Origin of the sequence: Ensifer sp. LBL, from assembly GCF_050435225.1 — a bacterium.
GTDB lineage: Bacteria > Pseudomonadota > Alphaproteobacteria > Rhizobiales > Rhizobiaceae > Ensifer.
The window spans coordinates 67,788-88,348 of sequence record NZ_JBNDJY010000007.1 but is presented as its reverse complement, the minus strand read 5'-3'; the positions used below and the strand labels follow the sequence as shown (position 1 = coordinate 88,348).

At 63.2% G+C, this 20,561-nt stretch carries 22 protein-coding genes; 12 read left to right on the top strand and 10 right to left on the bottom strand.

All coding sequences use genetic code 11. The annotated features are described in order from the left end of the window. The first annotated feature begins 157 nt into the window (after positions 1-157). Positions 158-1,228, top strand: a complete 1,071-nt coding sequence (locus OKW20_RS25620) for a D-alanyl-D-alanine carboxypeptidase family protein (protein WP_043617470.1) — start codon at positions 158-160, stop codon at positions 1,226-1,228. 12 nt (positions 1,229-1,240) lie between these two features. After that, positions 1,241-2,398, top strand: coding sequence for a CobW family GTP-binding protein (locus OKW20_RS25615; protein ID WP_429176711.1), 1,158 nt, complete (start codon positions 1,241-1,243; stop codon positions 2,396-2,398). A gap of 142 nt (positions 2,399-2,540) precedes the next feature. Here the strand turns inward: OKW20_RS25615 and OKW20_RS25610 are convergent, their stop codons facing one another. The 5 genes from OKW20_RS25610 to OKW20_RS25590 form a co-directional block, all read right to left on the bottom strand. After that, positions 2,541-2,777 (bottom strand): sulfurtransferase TusA family protein, encoded by a 237-nt coding sequence (locus OKW20_RS25610; protein WP_429114627.1) that lies wholly within the window; start codon positions 2,775-2,777, stop codon positions 2,541-2,543. Next, entirely contained in the window at positions 2,777-4,219 is a 1,443-nt protein-coding gene (locus OKW20_RS25605; protein WP_402325281.1) for a L,D-transpeptidase family protein, read from the bottom strand. The genes OKW20_RS25610 and OKW20_RS25605 overlap by 1 nt, the downstream gene beginning before the upstream one ends. 280 nt (positions 4,220-4,499) lie before the next feature. Then, entirely contained in the window at positions 4,500-5,453 is a 954-nt protein-coding gene (locus tag OKW20_RS25600) for an acetyl-CoA carboxylase carboxyltransferase subunit alpha (protein ID WP_043623127.1), read from the bottom strand. A 64-nt stretch (positions 5,454-5,517) separates the two neighbouring features. Then, positions 5,518-6,474, bottom strand: a complete 957-nt coding sequence (gene xerD / locus OKW20_RS25595) for a site-specific tyrosine recombinase XerD (RefSeq protein WP_429176707.1) — start codon at positions 6,472-6,474, stop codon at positions 5,518-5,520. After that, positions 6,471-6,620 carry a hypothetical protein gene (locus tag OKW20_RS25590; RefSeq protein WP_034806731.1) on the bottom strand — a complete coding sequence of 50 codons (150 nt, stop codon included), beginning with the start codon at positions 6,618-6,620 and terminating at the stop codon, positions 6,471-6,473. Before OKW20_RS25590 ends, xerD begins: the two co-directional genes overlap by 4 nt. A gap of 234 nt (positions 6,621-6,854) precedes the next feature. Here OKW20_RS25590 and OKW20_RS25585 point away from each other — a divergent pair, with 234 nt between their 5' ends. Genes OKW20_RS25585 through OKW20_RS25575 form a run of 3 tightly spaced genes read left to right on the top strand, consistent with a single transcriptional unit; the run spans position 6,855 to position 9,875 of the window. Next, positions 6,855-7,445, top strand: coding sequence for a shikimate kinase (locus tag OKW20_RS25585; protein ID WP_043623123.1), 591 nt, complete (start codon positions 6,855-6,857; stop codon positions 7,443-7,445). Beyond that, the gene (aroB, locus tag OKW20_RS25580) at positions 7,438-8,571 is read left to right on the top strand and encodes a 3-dehydroquinate synthase (protein WP_429176704.1); all 1,134 of its coding nucleotides are present in this window, start codon (positions 7,438-7,440) and stop codon (positions 8,569-8,571) included. The genes OKW20_RS25585 and aroB overlap by 8 nt, the downstream gene beginning before the upstream one ends. Beyond that, complete coding sequence (locus tag OKW20_RS25575) at positions 8,568-9,875, top strand: HlyC/CorC family transporter (RefSeq protein ID WP_402325276.1); 1,308 nt, start codon at positions 8,568-8,570, stop codon at positions 9,873-9,875. Before aroB ends, OKW20_RS25575 begins: the two co-directional genes overlap by 4 nt. A 15-nt stretch (positions 9,876-9,890) precedes the next feature. Here OKW20_RS25575 and OKW20_RS25570 read toward each other — a convergent pair whose 3' ends face one another. Continuing rightward, positions 9,891-10,172 (bottom strand): BolA family protein, encoded by a 282-nt coding sequence (locus OKW20_RS25570; protein WP_429176702.1) that lies wholly within the window; start codon positions 10,170-10,172, stop codon positions 9,891-9,893. 147 nt (positions 10,173-10,319) lie between these two features. Here OKW20_RS25570 and OKW20_RS25565 point away from each other — a divergent pair, with 147 nt between their 5' ends. The 5 genes from OKW20_RS25565 (at position 10,320) to OKW20_RS25545 (ending at position 15,929) form a co-directional block, all read left to right on the top strand. Continuing rightward, the gene (locus tag OKW20_RS25565) at positions 10,320-10,955 is read left to right on the top strand and encodes a J domain-containing protein (RefSeq protein WP_043623112.1); all 636 of its coding nucleotides are present in this window, start codon (positions 10,320-10,322) and stop codon (positions 10,953-10,955) included. A gap of 74 nt (positions 10,956-11,029) precedes the next feature. Continuing rightward, positions 11,030-12,025: a cobaltochelatase subunit CobS gene (cobS, locus tag OKW20_RS25560; protein WP_043623109.1), complete on the top strand. Its 996-nt coding sequence runs from the start codon at positions 11,030-11,032 to the stop codon at positions 12,023-12,025. Positions 12,026-12,130: 105 nt separating this feature from the next. Further along, the gene (cobT, locus tag OKW20_RS25555) at positions 12,131-14,026 is read left to right on the top strand and encodes a cobaltochelatase subunit CobT (protein WP_043623106.1); all 1,896 of its coding nucleotides are present in this window, start codon (positions 12,131-12,133) and stop codon (positions 14,024-14,026) included. Positions 14,027-14,213: 187 nt separating this feature from the next. Further along, complete coding sequence (locus OKW20_RS25550; RefSeq protein WP_043623153.1) at positions 14,214-15,218, top strand: esterase-like activity of phytase family protein; 1,005 nt, start codon at positions 14,214-14,216, stop codon at positions 15,216-15,218. Positions 15,219-15,476: 258 nt separating this feature from the next. After that, positions 15,477-15,929 carry a GNAT family N-acetyltransferase gene (locus OKW20_RS25545; protein ID WP_043623103.1) on the top strand — a complete coding sequence of 151 codons (453 nt, stop codon included), beginning with the start codon at positions 15,477-15,479 and terminating at the stop codon, positions 15,927-15,929. A 103-nt stretch (positions 15,930-16,032) separates the two neighbouring features. Here the strand turns inward: OKW20_RS25545 and OKW20_RS25540 are convergent, their stop codons facing one another. Both OKW20_RS25540 and rpmB read right to left on the bottom strand, forming a co-directional pair. Further along, a complete protein-coding gene (locus OKW20_RS25540) occupies positions 16,033-16,674 on the bottom strand; it encodes a queuosine precursor transporter (RefSeq protein ID WP_043623100.1) in 642 nt (213 codons plus the stop codon). 171 nt (positions 16,675-16,845) lie between these two features. Beyond that, complete coding sequence (rpmB, locus tag OKW20_RS25535; RefSeq protein WP_034806568.1) at positions 16,846-17,136, bottom strand: 50S ribosomal protein L28; 291 nt, start codon at positions 17,134-17,136, stop codon at positions 16,846-16,848. A 391-nt stretch (positions 17,137-17,527) separates the two neighbouring features. Between rpmB and OKW20_RS25530 the strand changes: the two genes are divergently transcribed. Both OKW20_RS25530 and yddG read left to right on the top strand, forming a co-directional pair. Beyond that, positions 17,528-18,304, top strand: a complete 777-nt coding sequence (locus OKW20_RS25530) for a DUF3108 domain-containing protein (protein WP_429176697.1) — start codon at positions 17,528-17,530, stop codon at positions 18,302-18,304. A gap of 96 nt (positions 18,305-18,400) precedes the next feature. Further along, complete coding sequence (gene yddG, locus OKW20_RS25525; protein WP_429114615.1) at positions 18,401-19,291, top strand: aromatic amino acid exporter YddG; 891 nt, start codon at positions 18,401-18,403, stop codon at positions 19,289-19,291. A 12-nt stretch (positions 19,292-19,303) separates the two neighbouring features. On the opposite strand, the gene OKW20_RS25520 is transcribed toward yddG, so the two are convergent. Together OKW20_RS25520 and gloB are read right to left on the bottom strand one after the other, a co-directional pair. After that, entirely contained in the window at positions 19,304-19,741 is a 438-nt protein-coding gene (locus OKW20_RS25520; protein WP_429176695.1) for a cupin domain-containing protein, read from the bottom strand. Further along, on the bottom strand, positions 19,741-20,511 hold the full coding sequence (gene gloB / locus OKW20_RS25515) for a hydroxyacylglutathione hydrolase (RefSeq protein ID WP_429176692.1): 771 nt from the start codon (positions 20,509-20,511) through the stop codon (positions 19,741-19,743). The genes OKW20_RS25520 and gloB overlap by 1 nt, the downstream gene beginning before the upstream one ends. Positions 20,512-20,561 lie beyond the last annotated feature (50 nt).

The following is a 20,561-nucleotide window of genomic DNA, read 5'->3' as shown; positions in this document are numbered from 1 at the left end:
ATCAGTGTGGATTGGCATCACTGCCCGTGAATGGGCTTTGCCATCTCCTCGCCATATAGGCTAAATAGCCGGACGAGACGAGGCAACAGCGGATTTTCGAGGTCCTATCGTGGTGACAGCAGGATTTTTCACGCGTGGCAAGATGAAGGCGCTCGGAGTGACGGCGGCGACATGCGCCACGCTTCTTGCGGCGCTGCCGGCTGCGGCCAATCCGAGGCTGGTCGTCGACGTCAATTCGCTGAAGGTTTACGAGCACCAGGATATCTTCCAGAAATGGTATCCGGCGTCGCTGACCAAGCTGATGACGGCTTACACGGCCTTCCGCGCCATCAAGTCCGGCCAGCTTACGCTCGAGAGCCCGGTCGTCATGACCAAGAACGCCGCCGCCGAGCCGCCGAGCAAGATGTTCTACAAGCCCGGCCAGGCGATGACGCTCGACAGCGCGCTGAAGATGATGCTGGTGAAGTCGGCAAACGACGTCGCCGTCGCGATCGCCGAAACGGTCGCCGGTTCGGAGCCCGCCTTCATCGAACGAATGAACGCAGAGGCCCGCCGCATCGGCATGACGTCCTCGAACTTCGTCAACCCCAACGGGCTGCCCGGTCCCGGCCAGTACACGACGGCCCGCGACCTTGCGGTGCTGGCGATCACGCTCAAGCGCGAGTTTCCGCAATACGCCTCCTATTTCTCGCTGGAAGGCTTTACCACCGGCAAGAAGGACTATCCGAACTACAACATGCTGATCGGCCGCTTCGAGGGCGCTGACGGCATGAAGACCGGCTTCATCTGCGCCTCGGGCTTCAACCAGGTTTCCTCCGCCACCCGCGAGGGGCGCAGCGTCGTTTCGGTCGTGCTCGGTGAGGACAGCCTCGGTGCGCGTGCGGACGAGTCGGCAAGGCTCCTGCAGATGGCACTGACGACCAACGGCAACGGCAAACCGTCGCTGGTGCAGATCCCGCCCTATGGCGAGACGCGCGACATGGTCGCCGACGTCAGCAAGCAGATCTGCTCGAAAGCGGCCGCGAAGGTCCGCAGCGAAGGCCGCGACGAGGCCGGCCGCCAGAAGCTGCTCTCGCCCTATATCCACGAAATCAACCGGCCACTGAAGCTCGCCTTCGCCGGGCTCATCGCCGGCAGCGGCGAAAAGGCACCGAAGCTTGCCGGCGACCCGGCCGGCCAAGGCGATGTCGCCAATGTGCCGATCCCGGTGCCTCGGCCGACCTTCTGATCGGAGTGCATGATGGTTAGTCCCTTGTCGGCGGTGCCGGTCTCGATCCTCACCGGCTTTCTCGGTGCGGGCAAGACGACGCTGCTCAACCGGCTGCTGAAGGATCCCGATCTCTCGGATACGGCCGTGATCATCAACGAGTTCGGCGACGTCTCGATCGACCACCTGCTGGTGGAAGCCTCCAGCGACGGGGTCATCGAGCTGTCCGACGGCTGCCTCTGCTGCACCGTGCGCGGAGAACTGGTCGATACGCTTGCCGATCTCATGGACCGCATGCAGACCGGCAAGATCAAGCCGCTGAAGCGCGTCGTCATCGAGACCACGGGCCTTGCTGACCCGGCGCCGGTGCTGCAGTCGGTGATCGGCAACCCGATCATCGCGCAAAATTTCCGGCTGGATGGCGTCGTCACCGTCGTCGACGCCGTCAACGGCCTGCAGACGATCGCCAACCACGAGGAAGCGCTGAAGCAGGTTGCCGTTGCCGACCGCATCGTCATCAGCAAGACCGGCCTTGCCGAAGCGTCCGAGCGTGATGCACTGACGGCGCGGATCCGCGCGCTCAATCCGCGCGCGCCGCTGATCGATGGCGACAGTGCCGAGGCAGGTCGCGCAGAGCTGTTCGACTGCGGCCTTTACGACCCTTCATCGAAGATCGCCGATGTCGGCCGTTGGCTGCAGGACGAGGCGCACCACGACCACCATCATCATGGCCACGACCACAATCATCACGACCACGATCACCACCATGATCATGGGCACGATCATCACCACCATCACGATGTGACGCGGCATGGCGGCGACATCCGTTCCTTCAGCATCGTGCACGACCGGCCGATCGAGCCGATGGCGCTCGACATGTTCATCGACCTGCTGCGCTCGGCGCATGGCGAGAAGTTGCTTCGGATGAAGGCGATCGTTGCGGTTGCCGACAGGCCGGAGAGGCCTCTGGTGCTGCACGGCGTGCAGAACGTCTTTCACACGCCGGAGCGGCTTGCCGCCTGGCCGGACCCGAACGACCGGCGCACGCGCATGGTGCTGATCACCAAGGGGCTGACGGAAGACTTCGTTCGCGATCTCTTCGATGCCTTCACCGGCAAGCCGCGCATCGACCGGCCGGACGCCCAGGCGCTCTCCGACAATCCGCTCGCCGTTCCGGGCATGCGGTTCTAAGCAAGCTCCAGGAAAAGTGCGAAGCGGTTTTCCGTCCGGAGTTGCGCCCTTGAGGTAGGCTCCGGGAAAAGTGCGGACCGGATTCTGGCTGCAGGCAATCCGAATACAAATCATGCCAAGCCGCGTTGCGGCTGGCTGCGTCTCAGACGCCTTTGCGGATGAGGAACCGGTGGCCACCGTCGGCGGGTGCGGTCTCTTCGAGCTTGTGGCCGTCCTCGTTGCAGAAATGCGGAATGTCGATCACGGCCAGCGGGTCGGTGGTCGTAATCTCAAGCAAAGCGCCTGGCGCCACCGAAGTCATGCGTTTGCGCGTCTTCAAAACGGGAAGGGGGCATTTAAGCCCCCTCAGGTCGTAGACGATCTTCTGTTCGTCCGGCATCAATTGCCCCAGATCTTCCAGAATGGGCGCTTCTTCGGCGGCTCTTCCGTCAGAACCGGCGCCTCGGCGGTCGCATCGGCTGCCGGCGTCGTTGCCGTGGTCACGGCAGCGGCCTGCTGCTGGGCGGCGGGAGCCGCTGCTTTCGCCTGCTTTGCGGTCGTTGCCGGAGCCGGCTGCGCCTGCGGCGCGGCGGTTGCCTGCTGGTCCGGCGTCACGACGACGGGAGCCGGCATCTGCAATTCCGGTTCGCTCTTCGAGAACAGGCTCCAGAAGGATTTCTTCGGCTCTTCGACGGCTGCCTGCATCACCGGCTGCGGAATGGGATTGGCGGCGGGGACGGGCACGTGCTTGCCGCCATCGGTCGCCTTTTCGAGTTCCTTCTTCTGGAGCTCGACAGCCACCTTGGTTTCTTCCGCTTCCTTCTGATCGGCGAGCTTCTTTTCGAGATCGCTCGCCTTCATCATCTTGCCGGCGTCAAGCGAGTTGCCGGTCGGAGCATAGGCGAGCTCGCGGCCGACGCGCTGCTTGGCGACGATCGCCTTGCGCTCGGCCTCGCTCGGCTCGTACCAGACCATGCCGTCATACTTCTTCATGGCCTTGTCGTAGTCGGTCTGATAGCTCTTCTCGAAGGTCGACATGGCGACCTGCAAGGCCGGCGGCGTCGACATGGCCGGGCACTGTCCACCCGGATTGAACGGGCCGGAGGCCTGCTGGTTGAAGACGTACTTCTTTTCGCAGACGTTGACTTCCGGCGGACGCTTGGTGACTTCGAACTGGTCGTAACCGACCTTCAGCATTTTCCAGAAGTCGATATTCGGGTTGTCGCGGTGACGCGCCATGTTTTCCGCGGTCATGCGGAAGGGGAAGGCTTGCAGCTGTACGCTCTCCTGGCCGCCCTTGAAGCTGTCGCGGGCGAGCGCGAAAATCTCGATCATCTGCTCGTCGGTCATCGAGTAGCAGCCCGACGACGAGCAGGCGCCGTGGATCATCAGGTGCGTGCCCTGGCGACCGTTCGCCTTGTCGTAGGCGTTGGGATAGCCGGTGTTGATCGCCAGATAATAGTTGGAGTTGGGGTTCATCTGGCGGGGGAAGAGCGGGTAGAAGCCTTCCGGCGCCTGCCGGTCGCCTTCCTTCACCTTGGGGCCAAGCTTGCCGGACCAGGCGCAGATCTTGTAGGTCTTCAAGAGCTGGAAACGGTTGGCCGTGTTGGCCTTCCAGACCTCGAGCGTGCCTTCTTCCTTGAAGATGCGCAGCGCGATCGGCGCCTGCTTCTGCATGCCGAGTTCGGTCATCTTTCTGACCATCGGCGCAGAGACCTGGTACTCGGTCTTGTTCTTGACGGACTTGATATCGACCGACGTCGTCGCATCCAGCGCTTCGTTGGTGCAGCCGGCAAGTGTGGCGACAATGGCGGCGGAAGCTAAAAGGTTCCAGAAACGCATCAGCAGAGGCCCGTTCAAACCCAAACTCGACTAGGATAGCCCAGTCCGCGAGGGTGGGCCCTTTAGAGAATCACTAAGCGATTATACTTCACGAATTCTTAACCCTGCAGGGTGGCCCTGCCGATGCGCTGTTCATGACCTCATGAATATGGCCAAGATTTGGCCACACTCCGCTTTGCAGTTGCGAAACACGCTGCCGCAATCGCGGGCCATGGAGACCGGCGAGGGGAAAGGCGTGGGATTTTCGCCCCGTCCCCGCCTAAGGACTGCCGATTGAGGCTTAGAGATTACGGCCGATATTCAGGTATTTCTGCCGGCGATCGGTGCGCAACTGGTCGCCATCGCGTCCGGAAAGTTCCTTGAGTGCGTCGGCGATCACGGTTCCGGTGCGGCCGATGACCGCATTCGGGTCGCGGTGTGCGCCGCCGACCGGCTCCTGGATGATGCCGTCGATGACGCCGAGCGCCTTCAGATCCTCGGACGTGATCTTCATGTTGCTGGCCGCTTCCTTGGCGCGGGTGGAATCGCGCCACAGGATCGAGGCAGCGCCTTCCGGCGAGATGACGCTGTAGATCGCGTGCTCCAGCATGTAGACGCGGTTGCCGGTGGCGATCGCAATCGCGCCACCGGAGCCGCCTTCGCCGATGACGACGGTGACGATCGGCACGCGAACGTTGAGGCACATCTCGGTGGAGCGGGCAATCGCTTCTGCCTGGCCGCGCTCTTCGGCGTTAACGCCCGGATAGGCGCCGGCGGTGTCGACCAGCGTGATCAGCGGCAGGCCGAAGCGATCGGCCATTTCCATGACGCGGATCGCCTTGCGGTAGCCTTCCGGACGGGGGCTGCCGAAATTGTGCTTGATGCGCGACTTCGTATCGTTGCCCTTCTCCTGGCCGAGAACGGCGACCGGCATGCCGCGGAAACGCGCAAGGCCGGCCTGGATGGCGTCGTCATTGGCGAAGTTGCGGTCGCCGGCAAGCGGGGTGAACTCGGTGAAGAGTTCGGCTGCATAGTCCAGGAAGTGCGGACGCTGGGGGTGGCGGGCGACCTGGGTCTTCTGCCACGGCGTCAGCTTGGAATAGATCTCGACCATCGCGTCGCGGACGCGCGTCTCCAGGCGTTCGATCTCATCCGAAGTGTTCACGCTCTCGTCTTCGCCGGCGAGCTTCTTCAATTCGAGAATCTTGCCTTCGAGGTCGGAGATGGGTTTTTCGAAATCGAGATAGTTGTGCATGAGATGCGTTTCCGATCATTTTGCGACAAGGGTCTGCGGGCCGAAACCAGCCTGCCCGGCGGTCCTAATCCTGTTTTTTCGCCTGTTTGGCAAGAGGGTGATGGTTTTGCACGAGGTTGTGCAGCCGTTCTTCCAGCACATGCGTATAGATTTGTGTCGTGGAAATGTCCGAATGCCCCAGCAGTTCCTGCACCGCGCGAAGGTCGGCGCCATTGGCGAGCAGGTGGCTGGCGAAGGCATGCCTGAGCACGTGCGGGGAGATCGTGGCGACCCTTATGCCGGCGCGGGCCGCAAGCGATTTCAGGTCGCGCGCAAAAACCTGGCGCGGCAGGAAGCCCTGCTTGCCCGAGGAGGGAAAGAGCCACGGGCTCTCGCGGTTGCCAGTTTCGTCGCGCGCCATCTCGTCGGCAAGCGCCTCGCCATAGGCCCGCATGGCCCGGATCGCCGCCTGCGACAGCGGCACGAGGCGGTCCTTGTTGCCCTTGCCGCGGATGACGAGGAAGCGGCCGTTCTGCGCAAGCACGCTTGCCGGCAGCGACACGAGTTCGCTGACGCGCATGCCGGTCGCATAGAGCAGTTCGATCAGCGCATGCATGCGCAATTTGGCGAGGTGGTCGGCGCCGCCGGCTGCCGCCTCGGTCTCCGCCTGGCCGATCAGCCGCGAGACGTCGTCGACGCTTAGCGTCTTCGGCAGGCTGCGTCCCTTCTTCGGTGCGTCGAGAATCCCGGTCGGGTCGTCGCCGCGCATGCCTTCGGCGTAGAGGAACTTGTAGAACTGCCTGAGTGCCGAAAGCCGCCGCGCCTGCGAGGACGCCTTGAAGCCCTGGCCGGCGAGGTGGGCGAGATACCCGCGAAGATCGTCCGGTGTCGCTGCCGTCAGCCCGGTTCCAAGTGTGCGCAAGTGCGAAGAGGCATCTTCGAGATCACGCTCGTAGGATTGCAGCGTGTTGACCGCAGCACCCCGCTCGGCGCTCATCATTTCGAGGAAAGCCTCGACGTGGGCGGCGGAAAGATCGCTCATTGGGTCTTGTTCACCCGTTCGGACGGGATCTTCACGGTGACGTCGCGCTCCGTCGGCTCGACGAAGGTGACGAGAGAGATCATCGTGCCGTACACTATCCCGGCAATAACGGCGCAGAAGAACAGGAACCGGAAGAGGGTCGGCATTTCAATCTCCTCTGCATGTGCCTTTCGATCGAAGCGGACGCAAGGATACATGCAGGCGTTCAAACGGCCAGTGCGTTTCAGCGCCCGGAATGAGCGCGCGACGCCGTGGCGGGTGTCAGACCTATATGAACGCCGCTTCCGCCGAGTTCAAGAACCGTGAGCGGACGCGCGCGACGACTTGACGCTACACCCTGATTTGTCGATACCGAAAGGGAATGGGGAATAAGAAGTCCAATGAACGACGTGATCGAACCGGTTTCCGCAACGCTTGCCGAGCGGGCGAAGCTTGTACTCGGTAAACGCAATCTCGTGTTCATCGGCCTGATGGGCGCCGGCAAATCGGCGATCGGTCGCTTGACGGCTCAGGCGCTCGGCATTCCCTTCGTCGATTCCGACCATGAGATCGAGCGCGTCTCGCGCATGACGATCAGCGATCTCTTCGCCCGCTATGGCGAAGACGAGTTCCGGGCACTCGAAACGCGGGTGCTGAAGCGGCTCTTGCGCAGCGGGCCGCGCGTGGTCTCGACCGGTGGCGGCGCCTATATCAACGAGCGTTCGCGCCGCCAGATCAAGAAGGGCGGCCTGACGGTTTGGCTCAATGCCGAACTCGACGTGCTCTGGGAGCGGGTCAACAAGCGCGACACCCGGCCGCTGCTGAAGACCGAGAACCCCAGGCAGACGCTCGAAAACCTGATGAATGCGCGTTACCCGATCTATGCGGAAGCGGACCTGACGGTGCTGTCGCGCGATGTGAAGAAAGAGACGATGGTCGAGGACGTCCTCAACGCCGTCATCGAGTACCAGGACAAGAAGACCCATGAATAGCCATGCGATGCCTGCCGCCGAACGCAAGGTCCGTGTCGACCTCGGTGACCGTTCCTACGATATCCTGATCGGTCCCGGGCTGATCGCCGCCGCGGGTCACGAGATCGCGGCTCGCCTCAAGGGGCGCAAGATGGCTGTTATCACCGATGAGAACGTCGCGCCGCGCTACCTCGAGCCGCTGATGGCGAGCTTGAAGGAGCGCGATATCGATGCCGTGTCGCTGGTGCTTCCCGCTGGCGAAAAGACCAAGAGCTTCGAACATCTGATCCCCGTCTGCGAAACCGTTCTCGGCGCCCGCATCGAGCGCAACGATGCGGTGATCGCGCTTGGCGGCGGCGTCATCGGCGACCTCACCGGCTTTGCCGCCGGCATCGTGCGCCGCGGCTCGCGCTTCATCCAGATCCCGACTTCGCTCCTGGCACAGGTGGATTCCTCCGTCGGCGGCAAGACCGGCATCAACTCGCCGCATGGCAAGAACCTCATCGGCGTGTTCCACCAGCCGGACCTGGTGCTGGCCGATACCGACGTGCTCGACACGCTGAGTGAGCGCGAATTCCGTGCCGGTTATGCCGAGGTGGCGAAATACGGGCTGATCGACAAGCCGGACTTCTTTGCCTGGCTCGAAAACAATTGGCAGGCGGTCTTTGCCGGCGGCAGCGCCCGCATCGAGGCGATCGCGGTCAGTTGCCAGGCCAAGGCGGACGTCGTCGCCGCAGACGAGCGCGAGAACGGCTTGCGGGCACTGCTCAACCTCGGCCACACCTTCGGCCATGCGCTGGAGGCGGCAACCGAATACGACAGCGCCCGGCTGGTGCACGGCGAGGGCGTTTCGATTGGCATGGTGCTGGCGCATCAGTTTTCGGCGCGCATGAACCTTGCAAGCCCCGACGATGCGTCCCGTGTCGAGGCGCACCTGAAGGCGGTCGGCCTGCCGACGCGCATGGCGGAAATCCCGGGCACGCTGCCGCCGGCCGAACGGCTGATGGATGCGATCGCCCAGGACAAGAAGGTCAAGGGCGGCAAGCTCACCTTCATCCTGACCAGGGGCGTCGGCCAGTCCTTCGTTGCTGACGACGTTCCGTCGTCCGAGGTCCTGAACTTCCTGAGGGAAAAGCACCCGCAATGACCGGCGAAGCCTTCATTGCCTTCCTGGCGGAGTATTGGCTGTCGATCCTGTCGGTCTTCTGCCTGCTGTTGCTGTCGGCTTTCTTTTCGGGCTCGGAAACGGCGCTGACGGCCGCCTCGCGCTCGCGCATGCATACGCTTGAAAACAACGGCGAGGAGCGGGCCGGCATCGTCAACCGGCTGATCGAACGGCGCGACCGGCTGATCGGTACGCTTTTGATCGGCAACAACCTCGTCAACATTCTGGCGTCGTCGCTGACGACGAGCCTGCTGATCGGCCTGCTCGGCGACAGCGGTGTGGCGATCGCCACGCTCGCGATGACCGTGCTGCTCGTCATCTTCTCGGAAGTGCTGCCGAAGAGTTGGGCGATTGCCTCGCCGGATCGTTTCGCGATCGCCGTGGCTCCTCTCGTGCGCCCCTTCGTCGCGGTCGTCGGACCTCTCTCCAGCCTCGTCAACGGCATCGTTCGCCGGATTCTGAACCTCTTCGGTGTCAATCTCGCCGCCGATATGTCGATGCTTTCGGCGCATGAGGAACTGCGTGGCGCGGTGGATCTGCTGCACCGTGAGGGCTCGGTGATCAAGGCCGACCGCGATCGGCTCGGCGGCGTTCTCGACCTCGGCGAGCTCGAGATCTCCGACATCATGATCCACCGCACCAGCATGCGGGCGATCAATGCCGATGAACCGCCCGAGGTGTGCGTTCGCGACATCCTCGAGAGCCCGTTCACCCGGCTGCCGCTCTGGCGCGGCTCCACCGACAACATCATCGGCGTCGTACATTCGAAGGATCTGCTGCGGGCGCTGGCCGAACCCAATGTCGAGCCGGAGAACCTCGATATCGTCAGGATCGCGCAGAAGCCTTGGTTCGTGCCGGATACGACCAACCTCAAGGACCAGCTCAACGCGTTCCTGCGCCGCAAGCTGCATCTGGCCATCGTCGTCGACGAATATGGCCAGGTTCAGGGCCTGGTGACGCTGGAGGACATTCTGGAGGAGATCGTCGGCGATATCGCCGATGAGCACGATCTCGATATCCAGGGCGTGCGCCAGGAGGCTGATGGCTCGATCGTCGTCGACGGCTCGGTGCCGATCCGCGATCTCAACCGCGCGCTCGACTGGTCGCTGCCGGACGAGGAGGCGACGACGGTTGCCGGTCTGGTCATCCACGAATCCAAGAGCATTCCCGAGGAGCGCCAGGCCTTCACCTTCCACGGCAAGCGCTTCATCGTGATGAAGCGGGTGAAGAACCGCATCACCAAGCTGCGCATCCGCCCGGCGGAAGAGGGCGCTCCGCCGACCTGATCGCCGCGATTGCCTCTACCAGCGGGTCGGCTCGCCGGGGGCGGCTGGTTCGACCGCGAGCGCGTGCAGGCCGGCGTCGAGTTCAGGCTTCAGGAGATCGTTGATGGCGCGGTGGCGGGCGACACGGCTCATGCCGGCAAAGGCGCTTGAAACGATGCGCACGCGCATATGGGACTCGCCGCTGCCATCGAAGCCCGGCTGATGGCCGGCATGCTGATGGCTCTCGTTGATGACCTCGAGCCGTTCAGGGTGGAAGGCCTCGATCAGCTTCTTTTCGATGGTCTCGGTGAGCGACATTCTTCCGTCCCATTTTGCTGTTTGCTTGTCGCCCCTCGCAGTTCCTAAGAACCCGGCAATCGCTGGCACGGCGGCGCAAAATGCCCGCACAAAGCCAGCAACATTCCGCTTTGTCAATTCTTGTTGTGACTCCCGCCAAACCCCATAATGAGCGCCATGAGACTCGATTCAAAATACTTCGATCGCATTCGAACCCGGCGCAAGGTCGAGCCGCAGGCGGAGCCGGCGGCTCCCGTCTGTCAGTGGGACGGCTGCGATCAGAAGGGTGTGCACCGGGCGCCTGTCGGCCGCAACGCCGAGGGGCAGTACTTCATGTTCTGTTTCGAGCACGTGAAGGAATACAACAAGGGCTACAACTTCTTCTCCGGCCTCTCCGACGGCGAGGTCGCCCGCTACCAGAAGGAAGCGATAACCGGTCATCGGCCCACCTGGACCGTCGGCGTCAACAAGAACGCCAAGAACGGCCCGACCCAGTCGCAGACGCGGTCCGGCTCCGCCGGCGCCCAGGCGCGCATGCGCGATCCCTTCGGCTTCGTCAGCGAGGCGCGCGCGCGTTCCGGCCGCCCGGAGCCGCGCCAGCGCAAACTGAAGACGCTCGAGGCCAAGGCCTTCGACACGCTCGGCCTGACCGCCTCGGCGACGACAGCCGACATCAAGGCTGCCTACAAGGATCTCGTCAAAAAGCATCACCCTGATGCCAATGGCGGAGATAGAGGGTCGGAAGAGCGTTTTCGCGCGGTTATTCAAGCCTACCAATTGTTAAAACAGGCTGGCTTCTGCTAACAACGCGGATTATTACAGAAGCACTTTTGCAGGCGAATGCGCGGGTGCCGTCCGGTGGCCGCTCTGGAGACATGATGAGCAAGATTGACCTCGACATTTCCAACCTCCCCGACACCACGATTTCCGTCCGGGAGGTTTTCGGCATTGATACGGATTTGCGCGTTCCTGCCTATTCGAAGGGTGACGCCTATGTCCCGGACCTGGATCCGGACTACCTCTTCGACCGCGAAACGACGCTCGCCATTCTCGCAGGCTTCGCCCACAACCGACGCGTGATGGTCTCGGGCTATCACGGCACCGGCAAGTCGACCCATATCGAGCAGGTCGCCGCCCGCCTCAACTGGCCGTGCGTGCGCGTCAACCTCGACAGCCATGTCAGCCGTATCGACCTCGTCGGCAAGGACGCGATCGTCGTCAAGGACGGCATGCAGGTCACCGAATTCAAGGACGGCATTCTTCCCTGGGCCTACCAGCACAATGTCGCGCTCGTCTTCGACGAATACGATGCCGGCCGCCCGGACGTCATGTTCGTCATCCAGCGCGTACTGGAATCCTCCGGCCGCCTGACGCTGCTCGACCAGAGCCGTGTCATCCGTCCGCACCCGGCCTTCCGCCTGTTCGCCACCGCCAACACGGTCGGCCTCGGCGACACGACCGGCCTCTATCACGGCACGCAGCAGATCAACCAGGCGCAGATGGACCGCTGGTCGATCGTCACCACGCTGAACTACCTGCCGCACGACAAGGAAGTCGATATCGTCGCCGCCAAGGTCAAGGGCTTCACGGCCGACAAGGGCCGCGAGACCGTCTCCAAGATGGTGCGCGTCGCCGACCTTACGCGCGCTGCCTTCATCAACGGCGATCTGTCGACCGTCATGAGCCCGCGTACGGTCATCACCTGGGCCGAGAACGCCCACATCTTCGGCGACATCGCCTTCGCCTTCCGCGTGACCTTCCTCAACAAGTGCGACGAGCTGGAGCGGGCGCTGGTCGCCGAGCACTACCAGCGCGCCTTCGGCATCGAGCTGAAGGAAAGCGCTGCCAACATCGTGCTCGAAGCCACCGCCTGATCCCACGGCCTGCAGTCTCCTTGGAGAGGGCGGGCCATGACGCTGTGGCAAACCAGATGACGCCCCGCTGGGGCGTTATCGCCTCTGGCTGAAGAAGGAACTGTCGTGAGCTCGAATTCGAAGGCAAAGCCAACCACGCGCGAGAATGCTGCGGAACCGTTCAAACGGGCGCTTTCCGGCTGCATCCGATCGATCGCGGGCGATGCCGAGGTGGAAGTCGCCTTCGCCAACGAGCGGCCGGGCATGACCGGCGAACGCATCCGTCTGCCGGAACTTTCCAAGCGCCCGACCCTGCAGGAACTCAGCGTCACGCGTGGCCTCGGCGACAGCATGGCGCTGCGCAAGGCCTGTCATGATGCGCGCATCCACGCGACCATGTCGCCGCAAGGGGCAGACGCCCGCGCGATCTTCGATGCTGTGGAGCAGGCTCGTGTCGAGGCGATCGGTTCGCTGCGCATGGCGGGTGTCGCCAAGAACCTCAACGTCATGCTCGAAGAGAAATACGCCAAGGCGAATTTCGCGACGATCGAGCGCCAGGCCGACGCCCCTCTCGGCGAGGCCGTGGCGCTGCTGGTGCGCGAGAAGCTGACCGGCCAGAAGCCGCCGGCGTCCGCCGGCAAGGTGCTCGACCTGTGGCGCGAGTTCATCGAAGGCAAGGCGTCCGGCGATATCCAGAACCTGTCCTCGACGATCAACGACCAGCAGGCTTTCGCCCGCGTCGTTCGCGACATACTGACCTCGATGGACGTCGCCGAGAAATACGGTGACGACGACAACGAGCCGGACGAGCAGGAAAGCGAGACCGACGAAGACCAGCCGCGCAGCCAGGAGCAGGACGAGAACGCCAGCGACGAGGAAGCCGGCGACGACGCTGCCCCTGCCGACGAGAACCAGGCTGCCGAAGAGCAGATGGAAGAAGGCGAGATGGACGGCGCGGAGATCTCCGACGACGATCTCCAGGACGAAGGTGACGAGGACAGCGAAACGCCCGGCGAGGTCAAGCGTCCGAACCAGCCGTTTGCCGACTTCAACGAGAAGGTCGACTACGCCGTCTTTACCCGTGAGTTCGACGAGACCATCGCGTCCGAAGAACTGTGCGACGAAGCCGAACTCGACCGGCTGCGCGCCTTCCTCGACAAGCAGCTTGCCCACTTGCAGGGTGCTGTCGGTCGGCTCGCCAACCGGCTGCAGCGCCGCCTGATGGCGCAGCAGAACCGCTCCTGGGAGTTCGATCTCGAAGAGGGCTACCTCGACAGCGCACGGCTTCAGCGCATCATTATCGACCCGATGCAGCCGCTCTCCTTCAAGCGCGAGAAGGACACCAACTTCCGCGATACGGTGGTGACGCTGCTGATCGACAATTCCGGTTCGATGCGCGGCCGCCCGATCACGGTTGCCGCCACTTGCGCCGATATCCTGGCGCGCACGCTCGAGCGTTGCGGCGTCAAGGTCGAGATCCTCGGCTTCACCACCAAGGCATGGAAGGGCGGGCAGTCACGCGAGAAGTGGCTGGCCGGCGGCAAGCCACAGGCTCCGGGTCGCCTCAACGACCTGCGCCACATCGTCTACAAGTCTGCCGACGCTCCGTGGCGCCGGGCACGCCGCAATCTCGGCCTGATGATGCGGGAAGGCCTGCTCAAGGAAAACATCGACGGCGAGGCGCTGATTTGGGCGCATGAGCGGCTGATGGCGCGGCGCGAGCAGCGCCGCATCCTGATGATGATTTCGGACGGCGCGCCGGTCGACGACTCGACGTTGTCGGTCAATCCCGGGAATTATCTTGAGCGGCACCTGCGCGCGGTCATCGAGCAGATCGAAACGCGCTCGCCGGTGGAGCTTCTGGCGATCGGTATCGGCCACGACGTGACGCGCTACTATCGCCGCGCCGTCACCATCGTTGATGCCGACGAGCTCGCCGGCGCCATGACCGAGCAGTTGGCCGCACTCTTCGAGGATGAAAGCCAGCGCCGCGGTCCCTCGCGTCTTCGCCGCGCCGGGTGATCCTTCCCGCTTGGGGGGGGCGGTGGAACATCGCCTCCGAGCTGCCAATCGGCGCCTGCACGAATCGCTGGTGGCCGAAGTCAATTTACGGACATAGTTTTACAGTCTACCAAGCGACAATGCTTGGTGGCGTTGCATGTTCGCACGCCGCTTCATTCCCGATGCTCCCCTGAAGGTAATTCTCTTGATGCTTGGCCGCGGTCTCCTTGCCCTTTTCCTCTTGGCCTCGGCCTGCCCGGCATGGTCCGCTTCCGATAGCGAAGACTTGCCGATCCGCAGCCGTCAGATAAGCAATTTCGAGGTCGGCTCCAGCGCCACCCGGTTCGGCGCCCTGGAGTTTCTCGGCGGCCTGGAGATGACCTCGTCAAATCCTTTGTTCGGCGCCGTCTCCGCGATCCGTTTTCGTCCTGACGGCAGCTCTTTCGTCGCCGTCATGGACACCGGCCACTGGCTGGAAGGGGCCGTGACCCGTGACGAGCAGGGGAGGCTTTCCGGGATCACCAACCTGACCGCCACGCCGATGGCGGATCGCAACGGCGATGTGGGCCTTGCGAAATGGAAGGTGGATTCGGAAGGGCTTGCCCTTCGCGACGGCCAGGCGATCGTCAGCTACGAGCAAGCCCATCGCATCGACATCTATCCGGATCCGGGCTTTGCCGGCTCGAAGCCGATCGGAAGCCTGGCATTGCCGTTCCCGATCAGCGAGCTGCGCAGCAATGCCGGCATCGAAACGATTGCCGTCTCGCCGAAAGACAGCCCGCTCGGCGGCGCGATGATCGCCATTGCCGAGCGCAGTGTCGATAAGGCGGACAATCTTCTGGCAGGCATCCTGGACGGACCGCAACGCGGCGCATTCAGCGTCGTGCGCAAGGATCCCTATGCGGCGACCGATGGCGCCTTCCTGCCGAACGGCGACCTGCTTCTCCTGGAGCGGCGTTTCTCCTTCGGCTCGGGGCTCGGCATGCAGATCCGCCGGATCCCTGGCGACAGGATCAAGCCCGGCGCGGTCGTCGACGGCGACGTCGTCTTCGAGGCCGACATGCGCTACCAGATCGACAACATGGAAGGCCTCGACGTCGTCGTGCGCCCCGACGGCGAAGTGCGGGTCATCGTCGTTTCCGACGACAACCATTCGATCCTCGAGCGCAACCTGATGCTGGAGTTCCGGCTCAACACTGCGCTGACGCAATAGGCTAACGCCTGAAAGGCGCGATCTCCGCCCGATCGTGCGGAGATCCGGTCAAGAACCGGCGAAGGGTCGGGCCGTCTCGCGTGGCTAAGTCGAGGAAGGATCGGCACGATGCTTGACCGCGTCCCGGCGAAGGCCTATTGGCCGATTGTCCGTTGAAGGAGATTTATGCGCAGAGGCTGAAAATTTACCCGCATTTGCGGTTGTTCAAGGCGCCCAACAGGCGTCCCTCTTGACGCATATCTATTGAACGGAAAAACCATGAAAAATATGGATGTGATGATCCGCGCCTACCGGGCTGCGGATATGGAAGAACTGTCGGCCATCTGGTTCGAGGCCTCGATCACGGCGCACGCATTTGTCGGCGAAGCGCGGTTGCGCGAACAGCGCGTATTGATCGAGACCGTCTATCTGCCGAACGCAGAGACATGGGTCGCCACCCGCGGCGGCGAACCGGCCGGGTTCGTCAGCTTGCTCGACGATTTCATCGGCGGGCTGTTCGTGTCGCCGCGACACCAGGGTGCCGGCATCGGCCGCTTGCTGGTTTCGCATGCTCTGCAATTGAAGGGGCAGCTCCGCCTGGAGGTCTACACGGCCAACGCACAGGCCTATGCCTTCTACGAGAAGCTCGGCTTTGAAGAACAGTCCCGGCGGTCGGAAGACGACGAGGGGCTGCCATTCGAAAACGCCCAGATGCTCCTGAGGCAGCGCTAGCAGGCGCGGCGCGGGGAAGGGCGGCTGCCGCTCTTCCCCGCGCCTAGCAATCGATGCCCGGTCACCGCTTGGGCGCAGGCCGAGGCTTGCCGGCAAGCGGCCTTCAGGCCGCCTGCTTATCCGCAGCTGGCATGGGCTTCACGATGCTCATCAACGCGCCATAGGGGAGCAGCATGACGAGGCCGCAGAGGATCTTCACGCTCAGGTCGCCGATCGCCCAGGAGATCCAGCGCGGTGCTTCAGCCGCGAGCACGCCGAGCAGCGGCGCGGTTTCCAGCGCAAAGCTGTCGTTCGGGCCGAAGAACACGAAGAACGGTGCGAACGCAAAGGAGAAGAACATTGCGGTATCGAGCGCCGAGCCGATCAACGAACCTGCCAGCGGCGCATGCCACCAGCTCTGACGGCGGAGCCGATTGAATACCGAGATGTCCAGCAGCTGACCGAACAGGAAGGCCGAGCCTGAGGCGATCGCGATGCGCGGCGTGGCGGCGACGAAGGAGAGCAGGATGGCGACGATAAAGCCTGCGACCACCACACGGCGCGCGATGCGCGGCCCGAACTGGCGGTTGGTAAGGTCGGTCACCAGGAAGGCGAAGGGGTAGCTGAAGGCGCCCCAGGTCAGGAGATCGCCGAGCTGCATGCCGGCAATCGAGCCCGGCAGCGGAAACTGAACGAGGATGTTCGAGGCGACGACCACGAGGGTCATCAGCGCGACATAGACGAAGAACGTGCGGTTGATCAGCATTTTTTTATCCTGGGGTATGCCACCAGCTAGAGGGATGGAAGCAGGGTAGTGCACCCGGCCGATGAAGGCAAAAGCGCGTATCGGTTAAGAAACGCGCGCACGAGAAAAAGGCTTGCCGGATGAACCCGCAAGCCTTTTAAACGCGTGTCAAAGACGGTGCGCTGGCGCCGATTAGGCGGCTTCAGCAACCTTCTTGACGATCTGGCGACGCAGCAGGCGAGCGCGCATGCTCAGCTCGTTCTCGTCCGACTTCAGCAGGAAGGCGTCGAGGCCGCCACGGTGTTCAACCGAGCGGAGAGCTGCTGCGGAAACGCGCAGGCGGTAGCGCTGACCGAGAGCATCGGAAATCAGCGTGACGTTGCACAGGTTCGGGAGGAACCGGCGCTTGGTCTTGTTGTTGGCGTGGCTTACATTGTTGCCCGACTGGACGCCCTTGCCGGTCAATTCGCAACTACGGGACATAGTACACCTATTCTCTTTTATCGCCGGCGGACAATGCGGTAGCGGGCCCAGAGCCCAGGCCGCGTTCCTATTGGCCATTATTGGAAAGTCGCGGTTCTATAGTCAGAGACGGCTCGTCCGTCAAGCCAAACCTCTTGCATTCTCGGAAAACCGCGGATTTTCCCGGCAGTTCTTCACATCCGAAGCGCTGTCTGGGTAAGAATAATGCCTCACGAGACCCATTCCAAGCGGTTTTGCTATGCGCTATTTCTTAATCGAGGACACATGACGGTTTGGTTCCGTGATCGGACCGACCGCGTAGCCGGCGGCAGCGAAATGGGCGCAGAAAAGCCGTAAACACCCTGCATTTCAGGGTATTGCGGCAATATTCAAGTGATGGATTTCTTCAGGCATGAAGTTGCGAAATGGTTTTCGCGGGGCAATGCTGCTTTCCGCGGTCATGTTTTCCACAGCATCATCGGCCGCCGATGTCGAACATCTGACGGATTACAGCATCTCGCTGGCCGGTCTGCCGGTGGCGCGCGCCTCATTCCACACCGAGGTTCAGAAGAATCGCTACACGATATCGGGGACGCTGAAATCGGCGGGCCTGCTCGATATCCTCAGCCGCACCTCGGGCCAGACAAAGGTTTCCGGCGTCGTCGACAAGGATTACCTGCGCGCCTCGCAGTATTCGATGTCCTATCGCAGCGGTTCCAAGAGCCGGGCGATCAGCGTTACCTACCGCAACGGCAATGTCGTGCATGCGAGCATGACGCCGAAGCGCACGCCTTTGCCGAAGAACTGGGTGCCGGTCACCTCGCGCGACATGCGCAACGTGCTCGACCCGCTTTCGGGCCTGATCATTCCCGCGGAGGCGCGCGTCTGCCCCAACACGCTGCCGATCTTCGACGGCGAGTCGCGGCTCGACATCAAGCTTTCGCCGAAGGGCACCAGGCCCTTCAAGACCAAGGGGTTCGAGGGCGAGGTGATCGTCTGCGGCATCCGCTTCGTGCCGAAGGCCGGCTACAAGAAGGGCCGTGAGGACGTCGAGTATCTGCGGCGTCTGCAGACGATGGAGATCTGGTTCGCCAAGGCGCCGACCGTGAACGTCTATGCTCCCGTCTATGTCCGCATCCCCACCAAGCTCGGACCGGTCACGGTCTCGGCGACGCGATTTGGTGGTTGACGCGCGATCGCGCGCAACTAAAAGGTTAAATACCAGAAAGCACCGTGATTTTGACGGCGCAGGTTTCCGTTAGAGAAATCGCGCCAGGGGACGACAATGAAACTCAAGGCAACTCTGATCGGTTTTTCGGCCATCCTGATGTGGTCGCTGCTCGCGCTGTTCACGGCCGCATCGGGCAAGATGCCGCCGTTCCAGCTTTCGGCGATCTGTTTCCTGATCGGCAGTCTGCCCGGCCTTGCGGTGCTGGTGGCCAAACCGGAGCGCCTGGCGCTGCTCAAGCAGCCGGCGAAGGTCTGGATCACCGGCATTGCCGGCCTGTTCGGCTATCACTTCCTCTACTTCACGGCGCTGCGCAATGCGCCGGCGGTAGAAGCGGGTCTGATCGCCTATCTCTGGCCGCTCCTGATCGTCGTCGGTTCCGCGCTGCTGCCAGGTGAGCGGCTGCGCTGGTACCATATCGCCGGCGCGCTGGCGGGCCTTGCCGGCACGATCCTGATCGTCGCGCGCAATGGCGTCGCCTTCGACGATGCCTATCTCATCGGCTATGGCGCGGCCTTCCTCTGCGCCTTTACCTGGTCCGGCTATTCGCTGATCACCCGCCGCTTCGAGGCGGTCTCCACCGATGTGGTCACCGGTTTTTGCCTTGCGACCTCGATCCTGTCCTTCGTCTGCCACCTGGCGCTCGAAACGACGGTCTGGCCGGAAACGACCTTCGAATGGCTGGCGGTCGCCGGCCTCGGCCTCCTGCCGGTCGGGGCGGCCTTCTATGCCTGGGACTTCGGGGTGAAGAACGGCAACATCCAGCTTCTCGGCGTTTCGAGCTATGCGGCACCGGTGCTCTCGACGCTGATCCTGATCCTCTTCGGCTTTGCCGAGCCGTCCTGGCGCATTGCGCTTGCCTGCCTGTTCGTCACCGGCGGCGCGGTGCTCGCCGCCCAGGATCTGATCTTGCGCAAGAATGCTGCGGCTACCCAGCCGGCGGAGTAGTCCCGAAGATCGCTATCGGGTTGGCGGCTGCCAGCCGGGGGCTGCCATCTCGAAGGCGGCAAAATCGAAGCCCGGCGCGACCGTGCAGCCGACCAGCGTCCAATCACCTACCGACGCGGCGGACTGCCACCAGTTGGCCGGCACCACGCCCTGCGGCCGCTCGCCCTCCCGGATATCAGGCCCAAGCCGCAACGTCTCGGCGGGCTTTCCGTCCTCCGCGATGCTGAGTTCGAGCGGCGCACCGGCGTGGTAGTGCCAGATCTCGACGGCATCGCGGACGCGGTGCCAGTGTGAACGGTCGCCACGCTCGAGCAGATAATAGATCGCCGTCGAATGGCCCCGCGGGCCGCCGGACGTATCGCGGAAGGTCTCGATGTACCAGCCGCCTTCCGGATGGCGCGCCAGGCCGAGCGCCGTGATGACCTCTGCTGCGGTCTGCGCCGCAGCCATCAGAAATTATCCTTCCGCTTGCGGATTTCCGCAAAGACCGCGGCATCGTCGGCGTCTCGCATGCCGAGATGGGCGCGAATGCCGGGGTCGCTAGCGCGCAGGAACGGGTTCGTGCGTTTTTCCAGGCCGATCGTCGTCGGTGCGGTGAAGCCGCCGTCGCAGCGGATTTCCTCGATCTCGGCAGCGCGCGCCTTGAGTTCGGCATTCTCAGGGTCGACCGTGACCGCGAAGCGGGCATTGGAGAGCGTGTATTCGTGGCCAAAATAGACGGTCGTCTCGTCAGGCAACGCCATCAGCCGGCTGAGAGACTGCCACATGGTCGCCGGCGTCCCCTCGAACAGCCGGCCGCAGCCGAGCGCAAACAGCGTGTCGGCGGCAAAGAGAAGCTTGTCCTGTGGGAAATGGAAACAGATATGGCCGGCCGTATGGCCCGGCGTCTCGATCACCTCGATGGCGCGGCCTGCAAAGTCGAAGCGTTCGCCATGACGCACAGTCTTGTCGAGGCTCGGAATCTTCGCGGCCTCGCTGAACGGACCCACGATGGTTGCGCCGAAGCGGGCTTTCAACGCGTCATTGGCCGCGACGTGGTCTCCGTGATGATGCGTCGTTAGGATATGGGTGAGCGTCCAGCCACGGCGTTCCAGCGCCTCCAGGATCGGCGCTTCCTCGGGCGCGTCGATCGAGGCGGTGAGGCCGCTTTCGGGGTCGTGGATCAGCACGCCGAAATTGTCGGTGCGGCAGAGGAAAAGATCGAGTTCGAGCGCGGCCATGGCAGGTCCTCCGGTCACGAGAGGGGAGATGCTGCCGAATGTAGCGAGCC